Raw genomic sequence first — 21,360 nt, forward strand, 5'->3', positions numbered from 1 at the left:
GGCCCGCCGATCCCCCCTTCACCGCGCTGACCCGGCCGCCCGATCCGGGGATCGACGGGCCCTGAATATCGCCGCCGGGATCGCCGAGGGTGGAGACACCGACACGATCCCAGGAGTACGAACATGCCAGGTAAGACGATCGACATCAGCGTTCCCGACCTGTCCGGAAAGCGGGCGGTCGTCACCGGGGCCAGCGACGGCATCGGGCTCGGCATCGCCACCCGGCTCGCCGCCGCCGGTGCCGACGTGATCCTGCCGGTGCGCAATCCGGACAAGGGCGAGACGGCGGTCGCCGCCATCCGCCGTCAGCACCCGAGGGCGACCGTGTCGCTGCGGGCGCTCGACCTCTCCTCGCTGGCCTCCGTCGCCACGCTCGGCGAGACGCTGCGTGCGGAGGGGCGGCCGATTCATCTCCTCGTCAACAACGCGGGCGTGATGACGCCGCCGCAGTTGCAACGCACCGCCGACGGGTTCGAGCTGCAGTTCGGCACCAACCACCTGGGGCACTTCGCCCTCGTCGGTCACCTGATGCCGCTGCTACGCGCCGGTCGGGCGCGGGTGACGTCGCAGATCAGCATCGCGGCGAACCGCAACGCCATCAACTGGGACGACCTGAACTGGGATCGGTCGTACGACGGGATGCGCGCGTACAGCCAGTCGAAGATCGCGTTCGGGTTGTTCGGGCTCGAACTGGACCGCCGCAGTAAGGCCCACGGCTGGGGCATCACCAGCAACCTGTCCCACCCGGGGGTCGCCCCGACCAGCCTGCTCGCCGCGCGTCCCGAGGTGGGTCGCCAGCGGGACACCATGGGCCGACACATGATCCAGACCATGTCCCGGCTCGGCGTCGTGGTGGGCACGGTCCGGACCGCTCAGCTTCCCGCCCTGTACGCCGCCACCGCCCCCGCCGCCGTCGGTGGCCGGTTCTACGGGCCGAGCGGCATCGGGAACCTGGGTGGTGCCCCGGCCGAGCAGAAGCTCTACTCCCGGCTGGGCGACGCCGCCGAGGCGCAGCGGGTCTGGCGGGTCTCCGAGGAGTTGACCGCGGTGTCGTACCCGACCGACTGAGACGGTGCGGTGGGTGCCCCGGATGCCGCCCGGCGCGGCACCCGGGGCGTCCCGGGCCCCGTCGGCCCGTCATCCGCGTACCGCGACGGGATCGACCGTCGCGGTACGCCGCTGGTGGATGCGGATCAGGTCGGCGTACCGGACGCCGCTGGCCTTGAGCGTGCGCCGCTGGGTGGCGTAGTCGACGTGCACCAGACCGAAGCGCTTGTCGTAGCCGTACGCCCACTCGAAGTTGTCCAGCAGGGACCAGGCGAAGTAGCCGGCCACCGGGGCGCCCCGACCGACCGCCGCCGCGCACGCGGCCAGGTGCCGTTCGAGGTGGTCGGTGCGTTCCGGGTCGGTGACGGTGCCGTCGGCGGCGACCACGTCCGGCCAGGCCGAGCCGCTCTCGGTGACCAGGATGCGGGGCGGCGCGTACTCCTGGCTGACCTCGACCAGCAGGCGTTCCAGGCCGGCCGGGTGCACCTCCCAGTCCATCGCGGTGTGCGGCGCGTCGGGCACCGGCACCTGCCGGGCGTACGGTGCCGGGCCGTCCGGGTCGTCGGCGGCGACCTGCCGGAAGTAGTAGTTGACGCCGAGGAAGTCGGTCGGGGTGGCGATGACCGCGAGGTCGTCGCCGCGCACCGGTGGTTCCACCCCGTAGGTGGCGACCATGTCGGTCGGGTAGCCCCGGCCGTGCAGCGGGTCGAGCCACCAGCGGTTGACGTGCCCGTCGAGTCGGCGTGCGGCGGCGAGGTCGGCGGGTCGGTCGCTGGCCGGGTCGATCGGGCTGAGGTTGAGCACCGGCCCGATCGACGCCGGGGCGGCGGCGTTCGCCCGGATCGCGGTGGTGGCCAGGCCGTGGCCGAGCAGCACGTGGTGGGCGGTGTGCACGGCGCGGCCCAGGTCCCGCTCGCCGGGGGCCATCCGCCCTTCCAGGTGGCCGATCCAGGCGACGCAGAGCGGCTCGTTGACGGTGCACCAGTCGGTGACCCGGTCGCCGAGGCGGGCCGCGACCACGGCGGCGTAGTCGGCGAACGCCTCGGCGGTGTCCCGCTGCGGCCAGCCGCCCCGGTCCTGCATCGCCTGCGGCAGGTCCCAGTGGTAGAGCGTGACGAACGGGCGGATGCCGGCGGCCAGCAGCGCGTCGGTCAGCCGGTCGTAGAAGTCCAGGCCGGCGGCGTTGACCGGGCCGACGCCGTCGGGTCGGACCCGGGGCCAGGCCACCGAGAAGCGGTACGCCTCGACGCCGAGGTCGCGCATCAGCGCCACGTCCTGCGGCCACCGGTGGTAGTGGTCGCAGGCGACCTCGCCGGTGTCGCCGTTGTCGACGGCGCCCGGCCGGGTGCAGAACGTGTCCCAGATGGAGGGTCCACGGCCGTCGGCGTGCACGGCGCCCTCGATCTGGTAGGCCGAGGTGGCGACACCCCAGAGGAAGTCGGGCGGGAGCGGGGACAGGTCCGGCACGGGCGGGTTCTCCTCGGTTCTCACGGTGGACGGGCTCACTTGACCGCGCCGGCGGTGAGACCGGCGACGAAGTAGCGCTGCAACGCCAGGAAGCCGGCGACGACCGGCACGCTGACCACCAGCGAGGCGGCCATCACCTGGTTCCAGTAGACGTTGAACTGGGTGGAGTAGCCCTGCAGGCCGACGGCGAGGGTGCGGCTGCTCTCGTTGGTCAGCACCGAGGCGAACAGCACCTCGCCCCAGGCGGTCATGAACGCGTACACGGTCACCGCGACGACGCCGGGCACCGCCGCCGGCAGCACCACCTGGAACAGGGTGCGCAGCGGGCCGGCGCCGTCGACCTGCGCGGCCTCGTCGAGCCCGCGCGGGATCGAGTCGAAGTAGCCGACCAGCATCCAGATCGAGAACGGCAGCGAGAAGGTGAGGTACGTGATGATCAAGCCGGTACGGCTGGCGTAGAGCGCGATGCCGGTGGCGTTGCCCAGGTTGACGTAGATCAGGAACAGCGGCAGCAGGAACAGGATGCCGGGGAACATCTGGGTGGAGAGCACCGTCACCGAGAAGACCTGCCGGCCCCGGAACCGGTAGCGGCTGACCGCGTACGCGGCGAAGACCGCCACGGTGACCGAGAAGATCGCCGCCACGCTGGCCACCAGCAGGCTGTTGAGCAGGTACCGGCCGAGCGGGACGGTCGACCACATGTCCACGAACGCCTGCCCGGTCGGGCGGCGGGGCCACCAGGTGAAGGCGGCCTGGACGTCCTGCAGCGGTTTGAGCGCCGAACTGACCATCACGTAGAGCGGGACGAGCACGAACCCCGCGAGCAGGGTCAGCACGACCCGGCGCGACCAGCGTTCGGCGGCGGTCTCACGCATCGTTCCTCCGTCGGTTGGTCAGCAGCAGGTATCCGGCGGTGACCAGCAGCAGGAACAGCAGCAGCACCACGGACATGGCCGAGCCGGTGCCGAAGTCCCAGGTCTGGAAGGAGCTGCGGTAGATGTGCAGCGAGATCAGGTCGGCCTCGGCCGGTGCCGAGCCGCCGAACAGCACGTACGGGGTGTTGAAGTCGTTGAACGTCCAGAGGAACAGCACCAGCAGCAGCACCAGGTTGACCGGGCGCAGCATCGGCAGGGTCACCGAGCGCAGGCGACGCCAGAATCCGGCGCCGTCCATGGCGGCGGCCTCGTACAGCTCGTCGGGGATGTTCTGTAGTCCGGCCATGATGCAGAGGAAGGCGAAGGGCCAGGTCCGCCAGATCGACACGACCAGCAGCGCGACGAAGCTGTTGTCGCCGATCAGCCAGAACGGTGGCTCGTCGACCAGCCCCAACTGGTCGACCAGCACGTGGTTGACCAGGCCGGTGTCGCGCTGGAACAGGAAGGTCCAGGTGATCACGGCGGTGTAGACCGGCAGCGCGTACGGGGTGAGGAACAGCGCGCGCAGCACCGCCCGGCCCCGGAAGGGTCGTTGCAGCAGGACGGCGGCGGTGGTGCCGAGCACCCAGGACAGCCCCACGGAGAGCACCGTGTAGACGACGGTGACCCGGAACGAGCGCAGCAGGTCGGCTCCGGCGGCGGAGTCGACGTCCAGCACGACGCGGTAGTTGTCCAGCCCGACGAAGGGCGCGCCGGACCAGTCGCGGATGTGGAACTGGGTCAACTCCAGCAGGCTCATCCACGCGCCGACGAGCATCGGCACGACGTGGATCGCCAGCTCCAGCACGATGGCCGGGGCGAGCAGCAGGTACGGCAGCAGCGACCGGCGAGGTCGGCGGGATCGTGGCCGCGCGGGTGACCCGGTGTCGGTGGGGGTGCTGGCGGGTGGCGAGGTGGTGACGGCCATCAGGGTCCTTCCGCAGGCTGGCCGTGAGAGGGTCGGCGGGCACCTCCCACGGCCAGCGGTCCGTGGTCAGCGCATCTGCTGCTGTGCCCGGGTCAACTTCTCCCGGACGCTGTCCTCGGTGACCGGCCTGCCACTGGCCGCGTCGGCGAAGAGTTCCTTGATGGCGGTGCCGACCAGGGTCTCGAAGGTGCTCTCCTCGGGCACCTGCGGCAGCGGTGCCGCGCTGGTGGCCAGCGTCTGGGCGAGGACCTTCTGCTCGTCGGCGGCGAACGCCGGGTCGGCGGCGACGGTGGTGACCGCCGGCAGCGAGCCGTACGTCTTGTTCAGCGTCACCTGCTCGGTGTCGCTGGTCATGAACTTGACGAACTCCAGTGCGCCGTCGAGGTTCTCGGTGTGCTTGAACACGGCGATGTTGATGCCGGCGACCATGCTGTTGATCTGCTTGCCGCCGGCCGGCGGGGTGGCCAGGAACGGCACCGGGGCCACGCCGTACGCGTCCGGGGCCATGTTCTGTGACCGCAGGTTGGCTCCGGCGGCCTGCCAGAGCAGCATGGCGGCCTTGCCACCGGCGAAGTCGGAGACGGACTGGTTCTGCGCGTACTCCGCGTTGCTCGGGTTGACGATCTTGTCGACGGCCATCAGGTCGACGTAGCGCTTGACGGCGGCGACGTTCTGCGGGGTGTCGAAGCTGGGCTTGCCGGCGGCGTCGAACCAGTCGCCGCCGTACTGCTGGCCGAAGGTGAACGCGTGGTGGGCGTTCTCCGACGGGTTGGCGCCCTCGACGGCCAGGCCCCACCTGCCGTCGCCGGTGAGCCTCCGGCCGACCTCGGCCACCTCCTCCCAGGTGGTCGGCGGGGCGGTGATGCCGGCGTCGGCGAACGACTTCTTGTTGTAGTACAGCGCGTAGGCGAGGCTGTAGAGCGGGACGGCGGCCGGTGGCTTGTCGGCGGCACCGGCGGCGGCCAGGGCGGCGGGGACGAAGCGGTCCTTGCCGCCGATCTTGTCGAGCGTGGCGTCGTCGAACTCGACCAGCGCGCCGGTGGCCTGCAACGAGGCCGACCAGGTGTTGCCGATGTTGACCACGTCCGGGCCCTGCCCGGTGGTGGCCGCGGCGAGCAGCCGGTTGAGCAGGTCCGACCAGGGGACCACCTCGACGTTGACCGTGATGCCGGTCTGCTGGGTGAACCTGTCCAGCTCGGGCTGGAGAATCGCCTTGTCGGCCTCCAGGCTGGCGCCCTGGTTGCTGGCCCAGTAGGTGAGGGTCTTGCCGGCTTCGCCGGAGGACTCGCCGGAGCCGCAGGCGGTGAGCGACGCGGCGGCCAGCACGGTCGCAGTGAGTATCGCGAGGTGTCGTCTCGACACGGTCTGCCCTTTCGACGGGGGTGGTGGGGACGCCGGTCGGGCCCGGGAGGACGGGGCAGCGTGGGCGGGACCGGACGGTGGAGGGGAGGCGGAGAAGGTTCCCGCCGAGTTACATCACGGCTTAATTAATGTCGTCATTAAAATGGCTCGGCGGGGAGCCGTCAAGCACGGGCCGTACAGTCGCCCCGGGGCGGGCCGATCAAAATGAGGTGACACGTGGAGCTGGCGCGGGCGACGAACCGCAGCGTCCGGGTGCGCAACCGGTCGGCCCTGCTGTCCCGGATCTTCCTGGACGGCCCGCTGACCCGGCAGGATCTGGTCCGCAGCACCGGCCTGAGCCAGCCGGCGGTGAGCAACGTGGTCGGCGACCTGATCGACGAGGGCCTGGTGATGGAGGCCGGCGCCGCCGAGTCCGACGGGGGCCGACCGAGCATGATGCTGCGGATGGCGCCCCGGTACGCCGTGGTCGTCGGGGTGGACGTGGGCGAGACCCGGGTCCGGGTCGAGCTGTTCGACCTGGCGATGATCCTGCTGGCCAGCGCCGAGTACCCGCTGGAGGACGGCGGCACCGAGCCGACCACGGTGGCCGGGCACGTGCTGACCGGCATCGACCGGGTGCTGGCCGAGGCCGACGCGCGCCACGACGAGGTCCTCGGTGTCGGCATCGGCGTCTCCGGGGTGGTCGAGCAGGGCGACCGGGCGGTGGTGGACGCGCAGACCCTCGGCTGGGACCACGTACCGCTGGAACGTCTGATCGCCGAGGGCACCGACCTGCCGCTGCACATCGACAACGGCGCCAAGACCCTCGGCCAGGCCGAGATGTGGTTCGGCGCCGGCCGGGGTGCCCGGCACGCGGTGTTCGCCCTGGTGGGCTCCGGTGTGGGCGCGTCCGTGGTGACCAACGGCGTCACCTACCGGGGCGCGTCCAGCAGCGCCGGCGAGTGGGGGCACACCACCCTCGTGTACGGCGGACGCCCCTGCCGTTGCGGCGCCCGGGGCTGTCTGGAGGCGTACGTCGGGGCCGAGGCGATCATCGACCGCTACCGCGAGTCCCGGCACGGACGGGCGGTGCCCGGAGCCGACGAGGAGTCGCAGATCGCCGCGCTGGTGGCGGCGGCCGAGTCGTCGCCGACCGCCCGCCGGGTGCTCGACGAGACGGCCGACTACCTGGGCGCCGGGGTCGCCAACCTGATCAACCTGTTCAACCCGGAGCGGGTGGTGCTGGGCGGCTGGGCCGTCATGGCGCTGGCCGAACTGCTGCCCGCCGTCCGGGCCGCCGCGGGCCGCCAGGCGCTGCGCCTGCCGTACGCGCAGGTCTCGATCGAGCTGGGCGAACTCGGCGTGGACGCGGTGGCGCTCGGCGCGGCGACCCTGCCGATCGCCCGGCTGCTCGCCACCGGCGGGGTCCGCCACTAAGCCGCAAAGCAGACCTTCGGGATAAATAACGACGTTATAGATCGATGTCTTGACGCCGCCGCAACGACGACGCAACACTCTGCGGCAGGCGCTCCGGCGCCCACGGTGCCCTCCCGGCGGCACCGCCGCACCAGCCGCACCGCACACCGCCTCACCAGCAGCCTGTCCCGCACCCCGTCGCGCCCGACGTCCGCTCCCCCACGACCGACAGGCGACGTCATGACCGCACGCGCACCCCACGTACCGCCACCGCACCTCCGCCGACGACCCACCACCCGGCGCCTGCTCGCCGGGCTCGCGGTGACCCTGGTCGCCGCCCTCGTCCCGACCGTCGGCGCGGCACCCGCCCAGGCCGCGCCCGTCCTGCTGTCCCAGGGCCGCCCGGCCACCGCCTCCTCCACCGAGGGCGGCGCCTACCCTGCCTCCGCCGCCGTGGACGGCAACTCCGGCACCCGCTGGTCCAGCGCGTTCAGCGACCCGCAGTGGCTCCGCGTCGACCTCGGCGTCCGGGCCACCCTCACCCAGGTCACCCTGGCCTGGGAGGCCGCGCACGCCCGTGCCTTCCAGATCCAGGTCTCCGACGACGGCACCTCCTGGACCACCGTGCACAGCACCAGCACCGCCACCGGCGGCACCCAGACCGTCGCCGTCAGCGGCGCCGGCCGCTACGTGCGGATGTACGGCACCCAGCGGGCCACCGGATACGGCTACTCGCTGTGGGAGTTCCAGGTCTGGGGCGAGACCGGCGGCACCGGCACCCCGGTCGAGCCGACCGATCCGCGCAACCCGAACCTCGGGCCGAACACGTTCGTCTTCGACCCGTCCACCCCCACCGCCACCATCCAGAGTCGACTCAACACCCTCTTCACCCAGCAGGAGACCAACCAGTTCGGGCCGCAGCGCTACGCCGTGCTGTTCAAACCCGGCACCTACACCGCCGACGTCAACCTCGGCTTCTTCACCCAGGTCGCCGGTCTCGGCATGTCACCCGACGACGTGAACCTCAACGGCCACGTACGGGTCGAGGCGAACTGGTTCAACGGCAACGCCACCCAGAACTTCTGGCGGGCCGCCGAGAACCTGTCGGTGACCCTGCCCGCCGGGGTACAGGTGGAACGCTGGGCGGTGTCGCAGGCCGCGCCGTACCGGCGGATGCACCTGCGCGGCGCGCAGAACCAGATCCAGCTCTGGAACGGCCACGACGGCTGGTCCAGCGGCGGCCTGATGGCCGACACCCGCATCGACGGCCTGGTCGTCTCCGGTTCGCAACAGCAGTGGTACTCACGCAACAGCGAGTTCGGCAACGGCTGGACCGGCTCGGTGTGGAACATGGTCTTCCAGGGCGTGACCGGCGCACCCGCGCCGAACTTCCCCAACCCCTCGCACACCGTCGTCCCCACCACCCCGGTGGTGCGGGAGAAGCCGTTCCTCTACGTCGACGGCACCGGCGAGTACCGCGTCTTCGTGCCCGCCCTGCGCACCAACTCGAGCGGCACCACCTGGTACAACAAGACCCCCGCCGGCTCGTCGATCTCGCTGGCCGACTTCTTCGTCGTCCGGCCCGGCACCTCGGCGGCCACCATCAACACCGCACTCGCCCAGGGCAAGCACCTGCTGTTCACCCCCGGCGTGCACCGCGTCACCGAACCGATCCAGGTCAACCGGGCCAACACCGTGATCCTCGGCCTCGGCCTGGCCACCATCCAGACCGACAACGGCACCGTCGGCATGCGGGTCGCCGACGTGGACGGCGTCAAGGTCGCCGGCATCATGTTCGAGGCCGGCACCACCACCTCGCCCGTCCTGATGGAGGTCGGCCCGTCCGGGTCGTCGGCCGACCACGCCGCCAACCCCACCTCGCTGCACGACGTGTTCTTCCGCATCGGCGGACCGGGCGTCGGCCGCGCCACCACCAGCCTCGTCGTCAACAGCGACGACGTGATCGGCGACCACATGTGGCTGTGGCGGGCCGACCACGGCGACGGCGTCGGCTGGACCGTCAACACCGCCGACACCGGGCTGGTGGTCAACGGCGACGACGTCACCATGTACGGCCTCTTCGTCGAGCACTACCAGAAGTACCAGACCGTCTGGAACGGCAACCGTGGGCGCACGTACTTCTACCAGAACGAACTGCCGTACGACCCACCGAACCAGGCCGCCTGGATGAACGGGGCGACCCGGGGCTACGCCGCGTACAAGGTGGCCGATTCGGTGACCAGCCACCAGGCGTGGGGGCTGGGCAGCTACGCCTACTTCAACGTCGACCCGTCGGTGGTCGCGGAACGCTCCTTCGAGGTCCCGAACAACCCGAACGTGCGCTTCACCAACATGGTGACCGTGTCGCTCGGCGGCGTCGGCACCATCAACCGAATGATCAACAACACCGGGAACACGGTCAACAGCGCCAACCAGGTCGCGTACCTGACCACCTACCCGTAGGACGGCCGTCGGGTGCCGGGCAACCCGGCCCGGCACCCGACACCGTTCTACCGTCCGGCCGCGACCCGGACCAGCCCGGCCACCGTCCGGGAGTGGCTGTGCGCGGGCCAGGCGAGCACGGTCGAGACGTACGGGGCGTCGGTCAGCGGTACGGCCGTGTGCGCACTCCACAGCCAGGACCGGGACGAGGCACAGAGGACCGCCACGGTGTGCCCGAGGGCGATCAACTGGGCCAACTGCGCCTGGTCGTGGATCTCCGGCCCCGGGCCGGGTGCGTAACCGCCGTCCCGACCCGGCCACCGGGCCACCGGCAGGTCCGGCAGGTCACTGATCTCCGCCATGGTCAGAGAGGTACGCGCGGCGAGCGGATGCCCGGCCGGCAGGATCGCCACCTGCTGCTCGGTCACCAGGTCCTCGGTGTCGAAACCGGTCAGGTCGTCGAAGGGCCGCTGCATCAGCGCCACGTCGGCGCGACCGTCCCGCAGCATCCGCGCCTGGTCCCCCATCCCGCACAGCAGCACCTCGACCTCGACCGCCCCGGGCTCCGCCGCGTACGCCTCCAGGAGCTTCTGCAACAGTTCGTGATTCGTACCCGCCTTGGTGGCCAGCGTCAGTCGGGGCGGGACGGTCGCCGCCCGGCGGGTACGGCGGGCCGCCGCCGAGGTGGCGTCCAGGATCGCGCGGGCCTCGTCGAGCAGCACCCGACCCGCACCGGTGAGCGTGACACCGCGCCGGTCGCGGTCGAACAACGTCACCCCGAGACGCCGTTCGAGCTGCCGGATCGCCCGCGACAGCGGCGGCTGGGCGATACCGAGGCGCTCGGCCGCCCGAGTGAAGTGCAACTCCTCCGCGACGGCCACGAAGTACCGCAACTCGCGGGTCTCCAGCGTGTCCACCTCTCGACGGTACTGCGCCGATACCCGTGGGGTATCAGCACGTACCGAAACGGTGTAAGGAACCCGCTGCGCGCCGCGCCACCATCGGCGTCATGAGCGACATGAAGACCGCGCTGATCACCGGCGCGAACAAGGGACTCGGCTACCAGATCGCCGCCGGCCTCGGCGTACGCGGCTACCGGATCGCGGTGGGCGCCCGCGACGAGGCCCGGGGCGACGCGGCCGTGAAGACGCTGCACGGCGCCGGGGGGGACGCCTTCCCGGTGCCCCTGGACGTCACCAGCGACCGCAGCGTCACCGAGGCCGCCCACCTGATCGATCGCCAGGGCGGACGCCTGGACGTCCTGGTCAACAACGCCGGCATCTCCGGACCGAGCGGGCCGGGCTGGGCGCAGGACCCGACCACCCTCGACCTGGACGTCGTCCGGGCGGTCGTGGACACCAACGTCCACGGCGTGATCCGGGTGACCAACGCGATGCTGCCGCTGCTGCGCCGCTCCCCCGCCCCGCGCATCGTCAACGTCTCCAGCAGCATCGGATCCCTCACCTGGCAGACCGACCCCACCATCGAGGTCGGCCCGATCATGGCCGCCTACGCACCGACGAAGTCGTACCTCAACGCGGTGACCGTGCACTACGCCCGGCAACTCGCCGGTACCCGCATCCTGGTCAACGCCGCTTGCCCCGGCCTGGTCGCCACCGACTTCACCGGCGGCCTCGGACGCCCCGCCGAGGAGGCCGCCGCCACTCCGATCCGGCTCGCCACCCTGCCCGACGACGGCCCCACCGGCACCTTCTCCAACGACGACGGCACCATCCCCTGGTGATCCCCGGCCGCCCCCTCGGCAGCGGTACGGCACGTCGAGGGAACGGCCCCTCCGGTGCCACCGAACGTCGGCCCGACGACCGCACACAGGCGGCCCCCGCGGCGGGCGGCCGTGAAGCCACCGCAAGGTCACCCTCGATCAGGGATCGAGTGGCATCCAAGCCCGACAATAGCCACTCGATCTCGGATCGAGCGTGACCTTCTGCGCGGACCGGGCGCGCACACTATCGATCATGAGGTGCCGGAAGTGCAGGTCACGGCACCTGCGGGCGTCACTTGGCGTTGAAGTAGCTGGCCTCCGGGTGGTGGACCACGATGGCGTCGGTGGCCTGCTCCGGCATGAGCTGGAACTCCTCGGACAACTGCACGCCGATGCGCTCCGCACCGAGCAACTCCACGATCTTCGCCCGGTCCTCCAGGTCCGGGCAGGCCGGGTAGCCGAACGCGTACCGGCAGCCCCGGTAGTCGGTGCGGAGCAGGCCGGCGAGGTCCGTGGGGTCGTCGGCGGCGACGGTACGGCCGTCGGGCAGGGTCAGCTCGGAGCGGACCCGCTTGTGCCAGTACTCGGCCAACGCCTCGGTGAGCTGCACGGACAGCCCGTGCACCTCCAGGTAGTCGCGGTACTCGTTGCGGGCGAACAGCTTGGCCGCGTACTCGCTGACCGGCTGGCCCACGGTGACCAGTTGCAGGGCCACCACGTCCAGGTCGTCGCCGCGCGGGCGGAAGAAGTCGGCGAGGCAGAGGCGCCGTTCCTGGCGCTGCCGGGGGAAGGTGAACCGGGCCCGCTCGGCGTGGCCGTTCTCGTCCAGCACCACCAGGTCGTTGCCCTCGGAGTACGCCGGGAAGTAGCCGTACACCACGGCCGCCTCCAGCACCTTGTCGGCGATCAGGCGATCCAGCCAGTAGCGCAGCCGGGGCCGGCCCTCGGTCTCCACCAGTTCCTCGTAGGACGGACCCTTGCCGCCCCGTGCGCCCCGCAGGCCCCACTGGCCCATGAAGGTGGCCCGCTCGTCCAGCAGCGCCGCGTAGTCGGCCAGCGGCACGCCCTTGACCACCCGGGTGCCGAAGAACGGTGCGCGCGGCACCAGCACGTCGGCGGCCACGTCGGAGCGGACCGAGGTGTCGCTCAGCTCCGGCAGCGACTCGGCGACCACGGCGCGCTGCCGCTCGCGGCGGGCCCGCCGGGCCGCCAGGGCGGCCTCCCGCTCGGCGTCGACCACGGGTGCCCCGCCGCGCTTGGCGGCCATCACCCGGTCCATCAGGGAGAGTCCCTCGAAGGCGTCGCGGGCGTAGTGCACCTGGCCGGGGAACATCGACCGCAGGTCGTCCTCGACGTACGCCCGGGTCAGTGCCGCGCCGCCGAGCAGGACCGGCCAGCGCTCCGCGACCCCGCGCGTGGCCATCTCGACCAGGTTCTCCTTCATGATGACCGTGCTCTTGACCAGCAGGCCGGACATGCCGATGGCGTCGGCGCGGTGCTGCTCGGCGGCGTCCAGGATGGCGGAGATCGGCTGCTTGATGCCGATGTTCACCACCTCGTAGCCGTTGTTGGACAGGATGATGTCGACCAGGTTCTTGCCGATGTCGTGCACGTCGCCCTTGACGGTGGCGAGCACGATGCGGCCCTTGCCGCCGTCGTCGGCCTTCTCCATGTGCGGTTCGAGGTAGGCCACCGCGGTCTTCATCACCTCGGCGGACTGGAGCACGAACGGCAACTGCATCTGACCGGAGCCGAACAGTTCACCGACGACCTTCATGCCGTCCAGCAGGATGTCGTTGATGATGAGCAGCGGGGCGGTGCCGGCGGCCATCGCGGCGTCCAGGTCGGCCTCCAGGCCGTTGCGCTCGCCGTCGATGATCCGCCGCTTGAGCCGCTCGTGGAGCGGCAGCGCGGCCAACTCCTCGGCCCGGGTGGCGCGTGCCGACGCGGCGTCGACGCCCTCGAAGACCTCGATGAACCGCTGCACCGGGTCGTAGCCCTCGCGGCGGCGGTCGTAGACCAGGTCGAGGGCGATCTCCCGCTGCTCGTCGGGGATCTTGGACATCGGCAGGATCTTGCTGGCGTGCACGATGGCCGAGGTCAGACCGGCCTGCACGCACTCGTGCAGGAAGACCGAGTTGAGCACCTGGCGGGCCGCCGGGTTGAGGCCGAACGAGACGTTCGAGATGCCCAGCGTGAAGTTCACGCCCGGCCAGCGGCGGGCGATCTCCCGGATCGCCTCGATGGTCTCGATGCCGTCGCGGCGGGTCTCCTCCTGGCCGGTGGCGATCGGGAAGGTCAGCGCGTCGATGAGGATGTCGGCGCGGCGCAGGCCCCAGCGGCTGGTCAGATCCTCGATGAGCCGGCCGGCGACGCGTACCTTCCACTCCGCCGTGCGGGCCTGGCCCTCCTCGTCGATGAGCAGCGCGACCACGGCGGCGCCGTGCTCGGCGACCACCGGCATGACCCGCGCGTAGCGGGAGTCGGGGCCGTCGCCGTCCTCGAAGTTGACCGAGTTGACCACGCACCGGCCGCCGAGCATCTCCAACCCGGCCTCGATCACCGCCGGCTCGGTCGAGTCCAACATGATCGGCAGCGTGGAGGCGGTGGCGAAACGTCCGGCCAGCTCCCGCATGTCGGTGGTGCCGTCGCGCCCCACGTAGTCGATGCAGAGGTCCAGCAGGTGCGAGCCGTCCCGGGCCTGGCTCCGGGCGATCTCCACACAGGCCTGCCAGTCGGCGGCGAGCATCGCCTCCCGGAACGCCTTGGAGCCGTTGGCGTTGGTCCGCTCCCCCACCATCAGCACGCTGGCGTCCTGGGCGAACGGCACGTGGTGGTAGATCGAGGAGACACCGGCGTCGGCGCGTGGCTCGCGGACCACCGGCCGCACGTCGCGCATCCGCTCGGAGAGCACCCGGATGTGCTCCGGCGTGGTGCCGCAACAGCCACCGACCAGCGCGACGCCGTACTCGACGACGAACCGCTCCAGGGCGTCGGCCATGTCCTCCGGGCCGAGCGGGAAGTACGCGCCGTCGGCGGTGAGCACCGGCAGGCCGGCGTTGGGCATCACCGACACCGGGATGCGCGAGTGCTGGGCCAGGTAGCGCAGGTGCTCGCCCATCTCAGCCGGGCCGGTCGAGCAGTTCAGCCCGATCAGGTCCACCCCGAGCGGCTCGATCGCGGTCAGCGCCGCGCCGATCTCGCTGCCCAGCAGCATGGTGCCGGTGGTCTCGACCGCCACATGGCAGATGATCGGCACCTGGACGCCCGCCTCGGCCATCGCCCGCTTCGACCCGGTCACCGCGGCCTTGACCTGGAGCAGGTCCTGACAGGTCTCGATGATCAGCGCGTCCGCGCCACCGGCGATCAGGCCACCGGCGTTCTGCTGGTACGCGTCGCGCAGCGTGGCGTACGCGGCGTGCCCGAGCGTGGGCAGCTTGGTCCCGGGGCCGATCGAGCCGAGCACCCAGCGGGGTCGCTCCGGCGTCGAGTACGCGTCGGCGGCCTCCCGGGCCAGCCGCGCCCCCACCTCGGACAGCTCCCAGATCCGCTCGGGGATGTCGTACTCGGCGAGGTTCGGCAGGTTGGCACCGAAGGTGTTCGTCTCCACACAGTCCGCGCCCGCGGCCAGGTACGCCTCGTGCACCCCACGCACCACGTCCGGACGGGTGACGTTGAGGATTTCGTTGCACCCCTCCAGACCGTCGAAGTCGTCGAGGGTCAGGTCCGCGGCCTGAAGCATCGTGCCCATCGCCCCGTCGGTGACGAGGATCCGGTCTGCCAGCGCATCGAGCAACGAAGTCCGCACGCTCTCAGGTTAGTGCGACACGGTGGCCCCGCATCCCCACGTGCGGCCGTTCCCACATTGTGTCGCCGGGATCACCTGCCCGCTTTCGCCCACTATGCGCGCTACACCCGGCCCCTCCGGCCGCCACCGGCCGTGGTGACGGGCCGGGGATCCGGCGCGGCCGGCGGGCCGGGTACGGGCGCGGCACGTAGGCTGACTGATGTGAGGGACATCAGCGACACCACCACGCACGGCGGGCGGCCGACCGAGGCCGTCGGCGACGAGCAGGGTGAGGTGACGGCGTGACCGAGTTCGACGGGTTGCCGGTGCTGCGATCCCCGGTGGCCATCGCCGCCTTCGAGGGGTGGAACGACGCCGCCGACGCCTCGACCGCCGCCGTGGAACATCTGGAACAGGTGTGGGAGGCACGGCCGATCACCGAACTGGACCCGGAGGACTTCTACGACTTCCAGGTCAGCCGGCCCACCATCACGATGTCCGACGGTGCCACCCGACGGGTCGAGTGGCCGACCACCCGGTTCACCGTGGCCAGCCCCTCCGGCACCGAACGCGACGTGGTGCTGATCCGGGGCATCGAGCCCAGCATGCGCTGGCGCACCTTCTGTGAGCAGGTGTTGGAGATCTGCCACAGCCTGGAGGTCGAGCGGGTGGTCCTGCTCGGCGCGCTGCTGGCCGACGTGCCGTACACCCGGCCGCTGCCGATCAGCGGCAGCGCCTCCGACGCCGACGCCGCCCGCCGCTACCAGCTCACCCCCACCCGGTACGACGGACCGACCGGCATCGTCGGCGTGCTGCACGACGCCTGCACCCGGGCCGAGGTCGACGCCGTCTCGTTCTGGGTGCACGTGCCGCACTACGCCAACAACCCGCCCTGCCCCAAGGCCACGCTCGCCCTGCTGCACCGGGTCGAGGAGGTGCTCGACCTGCCGGTGCCGATGGCCGACCTGGCCGAGGAGGCCGCCGAGTGGGAGCAGCGGGTCCGCAGCGCCGCCGAGCAGGACGCCGAACTCGGCGAGTACGTCCGTGAGCTGGAGGAACGCGTCGGCGACGCGGGCATCACCCCGTTGACCGGGGACGAGATCGCGCAGGAGTTCGAGAAGTACCTGCGCCGCCGTGGCGGCTCCGCCGGCCCGACCGCCGGCTCCTGGTAGCCGACTTCCCCCTCTCCGCGCGACGCCCCGGACACGTGATCGTGTCCGGGGCGTCTGTTCGTCGACCTCTGTCGTGTCGGGGTGGCGCGACCCACACCCCGTAGGGCATCCTAGGAACCTAGCTGATAGGGGGTCGGGGAATGCAGATCAACCCGGGTGCCGCAGAGTTCCCGCACCGGCAGATCGCCGCACAGCTCAAGACGCAGATCCGCCGGGGCGACTGGGGGCCGGGTGAGCGGCTACCGTCCATCCCGGCCATCGCCGAGATGTTCGGCGTGGCCAAGCAGACCGTGCAACGCGCCGTCGACCAGCTCCGCGTCGAAGGCATCCTGATCACCAAACCCGGCTCCGGCACGTACGTGCGCGGCACCCGGCGGCGACTCAACCGGCTCTCCCGCGGTCGCTACGGCGGCTTCCGGGGCTACCACACCGACCTGGCCGCCCGGTACCGCCAACAACTCGTCGCCGTCGGCCGCTCCCCCGCACCGCCCGAGGTCGCCGACGCGTTCGGCGTACCCGACGGCACCGACCTGCTCTGCCGCCGCCACCTGGTCCGCACCGAGGACTCACCGGTCGAGGTGGGCGCCTCCTGGTTCCTGCCCGCCGACACCGCCGGCACCACACTGGAACGCGCCGAGGCCTTCGGCCGCCCGCTCTATCAGGAGGCGGAGGAGGCCACCGGACGCCGGTACGCGACCGCCACCGACACCATCACCGCACGCCAGCCCAGCCGCGAGGAGGCCGAGACCCTCCAGATCCGGCCGGACACCCCGGTGCTGCACCTGCTGCACGTGGCGTACGACGCGCACCGCAAGCCCATCGAAGTCGCCCAGGCCACCTGGCCCGGACCGGTCACCACGCTGACCGAGGAGTACCCGATCCCCGCCCCCACCAGCGCCCCCGACCCCGACCCCGGCCTGGTCCTCGGCTGACCCCCACTCCTCGCAGCAGGATGCGGCGGGTGCGGGGCAGGGCGCGGCGGGGCGAGGGTCAGAGGCGGATGCCGAGGAGGGCGTCCAGGGTGGTGGCGAAGAGGGCCGGGGCGGCCGGATCGTCGGCCGCACCGGCGAGGGTGCGTTCGGCCCACTCGTCGGCCAGGCGCACCGCCCCCGGGGAGTCCAGGTCGTCGGTGAGGCGGTCGCGTACGGCGGAGAGGAAGGTCTGGCCGGACGGCCCGGCGGGAGCGACGGCGGCCCGACGCCAGCGGGCCAGACGCTCCTGCGCGGTGGTCAGCAGGTCGTCGGTCCAGGAACGGTCGGCGCGGTAGTGGCCGGTGAGCAGGGCCAGCCGGACGGCCATCGGGTCGACCCGGTCGGCGCGCAGCCGGGAGACGAAGACCAGGTTGCCACGGGACTTGGACATCTTCTCGCCGTCCAGGCCAATCATGCCGGCGTGCACGTAGTGCTCGGCGAAGGGCAGCGTTCCGGTGAGCCGTTCGGCGTGCGCGGCGGAGCACTCGTGGTGCGGGAAGACGAGGTCGTTGCCGCCGCCCTGGACGCCGATGGTGGCGCCGAGCAGGTTCAGCGCGATGACGGTGCACTCGATGTGCCAGCCGGGGCGGCCGGGGCCGAGGTCGCCCCCGGGCCAGCAGGGTTCACCGTCGCGGGCCCCGCGCCACAGCAGCGGGTCCAGCGGGTCGCGTTTGCCGGCCCGGTCCGGGTCGCCGCCGCGCTCGGGGAAGATCTCCAGCATCTCGGCGCGGGACAGGTTGGACTCGTAGCCGAAGCGCGGTGCGGTGGAGGCGTCGAAGTAGACGTCTCCGGTGCCGTCCTCCAGACGGTACGCGGCGCCGTCCTTGAGCAGCAGCAGCACCTTCTCGGCGATGTCCGGGATCGACTCGACGGCACCGACGTAGTGGGCCGGTGGAATGATCCGCAGCGCCTCCATGTCCTCCCGGAACAGCGCCGTCTCCCGCATCGCCAGGACCTTCCAGTCCTCGCCGTCGCGTTCGGCGCGTTCCAGCAGCGGATCGTCGATGTCGGTGACGTTCTGCACGTACCGCACCTCGTGGCCCGCGTCGCGCCACATCCGCTGCACCAGATCAAAGGTGATCATGGTGGCGGCGTGTCCCAGGTGGGTGGCGTCGTACGGCGTGATGCCGCAGACGTACATGGAGGTCGGTCCGTCGGTCGGGTGCACACCCTGCCGCGCCGAGTCGAACAACCTCAGCGGCCCACCCCTGCCCGGCAGCCGCGGCACCTCGTGCCCCACCCAAGACTCCATGACCGTCAGCCTAGCCAGCCGACCGCGGGCGTCACGCCGGGCTCGTCAGTGATCAAGCCGACATGGTCACACCGGCGGCCACGGCACGGCCGGCCAGTCGTGGGACGGCTGCGGGAAACGGCACTCCCCACGCAGCCGCCCGATCCGGGCGGCCAGCTCGGCGATCTCACCGATGGTGAGGTGGTCGGCGAGGTCGTCACCGAGCGGACCGGCGACCTGGACGGCGAGCCGGTCCAGCGTCTCGACGGCGTCCGGCGGCAACTGTCGGCCGGCCCAGCCCCACAGCACCGTACGCAGCTTCTCCTCGACGTGGAAGCTGACGCCGTGGTCGACGCCGTACAGCCGGTCGTCCGGACCGACCAGCACGTGGCCGCCCTTACGGTCGGCGTTGTTGATCACCGCGTCGAGCACCGCGAGTCGCGCCAGCCGCGGGTCGTCGGCGTGAGCCAGCGCGTACGCGGTGCCGTCGTCGTCGCGGGCCGCCGCCACCGGGAACCAGCGGGGCGGTACGGCGTCGGCCGGCACGAACCCGACGAGCGGTTCGGCGTCGTCCGGCTCGTCGATCCACAGTTGGCAGGAGCCGGGGCCGAACGGGCCGTCCCGCAGCACCGTGGGCGGCACCAGGTCCCAGCCGCTGGCGGCGGAGACCAGGTAGGCGGCCACCTCCCGGCCGGCGAGGGTGCCGTCCGGGAAGTCCCACAGCGGACGCTCACCGCGGACCGGCTTGTAGACGCAGCGGGCGGTCACGCCGTCCAGGGTGAGGATGCCGCGCAGGGTGGTGTTGGAGGCGTCGACCAGCCGGCCCTCGATGCTCAGGTCACCGTCGCGCAACAGCCGCAACGCCGCGCCACCGTCCTGCCGGGGTGCCAGGCCGGACGAGGTCACCGGTGGTAGCCGTTGTTCCGGGGGCAGAGGTGACCGGCCGGGTCGAGCGGCTGGCCGCACAGCGGACACGGGGGACGGCCGGCGTTGACCACGCGCCGCGCCCGCTCGATGAACTCGCGAGTCGCCTCGGGCGTCAGCCGGACCCGGAGCCGGTCGAGGTCCTCGTCCGGCTCGACGTCGTCGGCCTCGTCCTCCTCCGACTCCCCCAGCTCCAGCTCACTCTCGGTCTCGCCGACGGCGATCGCCTCGATGACCACGGTCGCGGAGTCCGCGTCGAAGGCCAACCCCAGGGTGCCGACCCGGAACTCCTCGTCGACCGGCGTCTCCAGCGGCTCGTTGTCACCGAGCGAGGCGGGTGCCTCGGGCAGATCGACGCCGAAGCGGCGCTGCGCCTCGGTGAGCAGTTCCTCCAGCTTCTCGGCGAGCAACGAGACCTGGACCTTCTCCAGCGCGACGCTGACCACCCGGCCGCCGCCGCGGGCCTGGAGGAAGAACGTACGCTCCCCCGGCGGCCCGACGGTCCCGGCGACGAACCGCTCAGGCGGCTCGAAGGCGTGCACCTGGTGCGTCATACCCACGACCCTATCCGGCGCCCCCGCACGCCGCGCACCCCACCGACCCGAGTCACCGCACGCCGCCCGCACCGCCGCCCACGGCGGCATCCGAGTCCGTCGGCCGGGCGGCCCGGCGACGCCGCTTGCGGACCGGAGGCACCAACCCGGACAGGTCGCCGCCGACGTCGTTGAGGCGTACCAGGAAGGGACGCAGCGGCGTGTAGCGGATCGCGGTCACCGACGCCGGGTCGACCACGATCCGCTGGAAGAGATCCAGGTGTACGCCGAGCGCGTCGGCGACGATCGCCTTGATCACGTCGCCGTGGCTACAGGCCAGCCAGACCGCCTCCGGGCCGTGCTCGGCGGCGATCCGGGCGTCCCAGGCGCGTACCGCCGCGACGGCACGGGCCGCCATCTGCGCCATCGCCTCCCCCTCGGGGAAGACCGCCGCGCTCGGATGCTGCTGCACCACCGCCCAGAGGGGCTCCTTGGCCAGCTTCTTCAACGGCTGGCCCTCCCAGGTGCCGTACCCGCACTCGATGAGCCCGTCCTCGACGACCGGCGCGGCCTGTGGCAGGGCGAGTTCCAGGGTCTGCCGGCAGCGGATGAGCGGGCTGGTCACCACGGCGGCCAGCGGCAGACCCCCCAGGCGCTCGCCGACGGCGCTGGCCTGGGTCCGACCGGTGTCGTCCAGTTCGACCGGCTGCCGACCGGCCAGTCCGCCGTCGGCGTTGGCGGTGGTGCGTCCGTGTCGCAGGAGCAGAAGTGTCGCCACCCGCACCACCCTAGGCCCTCACCGCCGCCCGCCCCGGCCCGTCCCGCCACCGACCCGAACCCGACATTCATCGCGAACGGCACGCATACCCCGCCGCGCCCGGAGCCGGCTGGGGTTGGTGTGTAAGGAAGGGCACCTTGCTAACGCCTGATGCATAGCAGGGGACCCCTCCTCACATCCCAGCCCCGCCCAGAACCCCGAGGTGGGTGGATCTGTTGTCGCTGGAGCGACAACAGATCCACCCACCCCTTCTGCCTCTTCCCCGAACCAGCCAACCCACCTGAGCGATTTGCCCGCAAAATCCAGTTTGGTGGTGGAATTCTCGGCGGCCCGACGTCGTTGTAACGAGGTACCGGCCACCTCAGGACCGGCCACCCAGGTACCGGCGAGGCCGAGCCCACGCGTACCGACGGCAGTGTCAGACCGGGCCACGGCAACGCCACACGCGGCGTCGCGCGGCGGGAATCATCGAACCCCGCCGGCCGTTACACCTGGACCGCGCGTCGACAACCGGCTCACGCCCCGCGCGGAGCCAACACCCCGGACCTGTGAGCAGCCAGCCCGACCCGGGCCCTGCCTCCCCTGATCGTTCACCAGCGCCAGACGGCGTCGGCACCACACCCCCACGGTGCCCTACCCCCGAATGGAGCTACCCCCATGAACACCATGCTCCGCAACGGCGTTCT

General features: G+C 71.7%; 16 protein-coding genes. 6 read left to right on the plus strand and 10 right to left on the minus strand.

Going from position 1 to position 21,360, the window contains the following annotated elements; all coding sequences use genetic code 11:
- Positions 1 to 123: 123 nt before the first annotated feature.
- Positions 124 to 1,068, plus strand: coding sequence for an SDR family oxidoreductase (locus ACIBMZ_RS15530; RefSeq protein WP_396694125.1), 945 nt, complete (start codon positions 124 to 126; stop codon positions 1,066 to 1,068).
- A gap of 69 nt (positions 1,069 to 1,137) precedes the next feature.
- Here ACIBMZ_RS15530 and ACIBMZ_RS15535 read toward each other — a convergent pair whose 3' ends face one another.
- The 4 genes from ACIBMZ_RS15535 to ACIBMZ_RS15550 form a co-directional block, all read right to left on the minus strand.
- Entirely contained in the window at positions 1,138 to 2,538 is a 1,401-nt protein-coding gene (locus ACIBMZ_RS15535; protein WP_396694127.1) for a GH1 family beta-glucosidase, read from the minus strand.
- Positions 2,539 to 2,549: 11 nt separating this feature from the next.
- Positions 2,550 to 3,389, minus strand: a complete 840-nt coding sequence (locus ACIBMZ_RS15540) for a carbohydrate ABC transporter permease (protein WP_396694129.1) — start codon at positions 3,387 to 3,389, stop codon at positions 2,550 to 2,552.
- On the minus strand, positions 3,382 to 4,356 hold the full coding sequence (locus ACIBMZ_RS15545; protein ID WP_396694131.1) for a carbohydrate ABC transporter permease: 975 nt from the start codon (positions 4,354 to 4,356) through the stop codon (positions 3,382 to 3,384). The genes ACIBMZ_RS15540 and ACIBMZ_RS15545 overlap by 8 nt, the downstream gene beginning before the upstream one ends.
- A gap of 66 nt (positions 4,357 to 4,422) precedes the next feature.
- Positions 4,423 to 5,718 carry an extracellular solute-binding protein gene (locus ACIBMZ_RS15550; protein WP_396694133.1) on the minus strand — a complete coding sequence of 432 codons (1,296 nt, stop codon included), beginning with the start codon at positions 5,716 to 5,718 and terminating at the stop codon, positions 4,423 to 4,425.
- Between the two features lie 216 nt (positions 5,719 to 5,934).
- Here ACIBMZ_RS15550 and ACIBMZ_RS15555 point away from each other — a divergent pair, with 216 nt between their 5' ends.
- Positions 5,935 to 7,134, plus strand: coding sequence for an ROK family transcriptional regulator (locus ACIBMZ_RS15555; RefSeq protein ID WP_396694135.1), 1,200 nt, complete (start codon positions 5,935 to 5,937; stop codon positions 7,132 to 7,134).
- A 219-nt stretch (positions 7,135 to 7,353) separates the two neighbouring features.
- Positions 7,354 to 9,576, plus strand: coding sequence for a discoidin domain-containing protein (locus ACIBMZ_RS15560; protein ID WP_396694137.1), 2,223 nt, complete (start codon positions 7,354 to 7,356; stop codon positions 9,574 to 9,576).
- Positions 9,577 to 9,623: 47 nt separating this feature from the next.
- Here ACIBMZ_RS15560 and ACIBMZ_RS15565 read toward each other — a convergent pair whose 3' ends face one another.
- Positions 9,624 to 10,463: a LysR family transcriptional regulator gene (locus ACIBMZ_RS15565; protein ID WP_396694183.1), complete on the minus strand. Its 840-nt coding sequence runs from the start codon at positions 10,461 to 10,463 to the stop codon at positions 9,624 to 9,626.
- A 101-nt stretch (positions 10,464 to 10,564) separates the two neighbouring features.
- Between ACIBMZ_RS15565 and ACIBMZ_RS15570 the strand changes: the two genes are divergently transcribed.
- Positions 10,565 to 11,299 (plus strand): SDR family oxidoreductase, encoded by a 735-nt coding sequence (locus ACIBMZ_RS15570; RefSeq protein WP_396694139.1) that lies wholly within the window; start codon positions 10,565 to 10,567, stop codon positions 11,297 to 11,299.
- 271 nt (positions 11,300 to 11,570) lie between these two features.
- Here ACIBMZ_RS15570 and metH read toward each other — a convergent pair whose 3' ends face one another.
- Positions 11,571 to 15,086 carry a methionine synthase gene (gene metH / locus ACIBMZ_RS15575; protein WP_396694141.1) on the minus strand — a complete coding sequence of 1,172 codons (3,516 nt, stop codon included), beginning with the start codon at positions 15,084 to 15,086 and terminating at the stop codon, positions 11,571 to 11,573.
- A 281-nt stretch (positions 15,087 to 15,367) separates the two neighbouring features.
- On the opposite strand from metH, the gene ACIBMZ_RS15580 reads away from it, so the two are divergent.
- Complete coding sequence (locus tag ACIBMZ_RS15580; protein ID WP_396694143.1) at positions 15,368 to 16,237, plus strand: PAC2 family protein; 870 nt, start codon at positions 15,368 to 15,370, stop codon at positions 16,235 to 16,237.
- 140 nt (positions 16,238 to 16,377) lie between these two features.
- Positions 16,378 to 17,169, plus strand: a complete 792-nt coding sequence (locus ACIBMZ_RS15585; protein ID WP_396694145.1) for a GntR family transcriptional regulator — start codon at positions 16,378 to 16,380, stop codon at positions 17,167 to 17,169.
- Between the two features lie 58 nt (positions 17,170 to 17,227).
- Here ACIBMZ_RS15585 and mshC read toward each other — a convergent pair whose 3' ends face one another.
- The 4 genes from mshC to ACIBMZ_RS15605 all read right to left on the minus strand — a co-directional run bounded on the left by mshC (position 17,228) and on the right by ACIBMZ_RS15605 (position 20,683).
- Complete coding sequence (gene mshC, locus ACIBMZ_RS15590) at positions 17,228 to 18,460, minus strand: cysteine--1-D-myo-inosityl 2-amino-2-deoxy-alpha-D-glucopyranoside ligase (RefSeq protein ID WP_396694147.1); 1,233 nt, start codon at positions 18,458 to 18,460, stop codon at positions 17,228 to 17,230.
- A 66-nt stretch (positions 18,461 to 18,526) separates the two neighbouring features.
- Positions 18,527 to 19,345, minus strand: a complete 819-nt coding sequence (locus ACIBMZ_RS15595; RefSeq protein ID WP_396694149.1) for an SCO1664 family protein — start codon at positions 19,343 to 19,345, stop codon at positions 18,527 to 18,529.
- A complete protein-coding gene (locus ACIBMZ_RS15600; RefSeq protein ID WP_117229826.1) occupies positions 19,342 to 19,917 on the minus strand; it encodes a DUF3090 domain-containing protein in 576 nt (191 codons plus the stop codon). The genes ACIBMZ_RS15595 and ACIBMZ_RS15600 overlap by 4 nt, the downstream gene beginning before the upstream one ends.
- A 52-nt stretch (positions 19,918 to 19,969) precedes the next feature.
- Positions 19,970 to 20,683, minus strand: coding sequence for an MSMEG_4193 family putative phosphomutase (locus ACIBMZ_RS15605; RefSeq protein WP_396694151.1), 714 nt, complete (start codon positions 20,681 to 20,683; stop codon positions 19,970 to 19,972).
- Positions 20,684 to 21,360 lie beyond the last annotated feature (677 nt).

This window comes from Micromonospora sp. NPDC049900 (genome assembly GCF_044461025.1).
In the GTDB taxonomy this organism is placed as follows: Bacteria; Actinomycetota; Actinomycetes; order Mycobacteriales; family Micromonosporaceae; genus Micromonospora.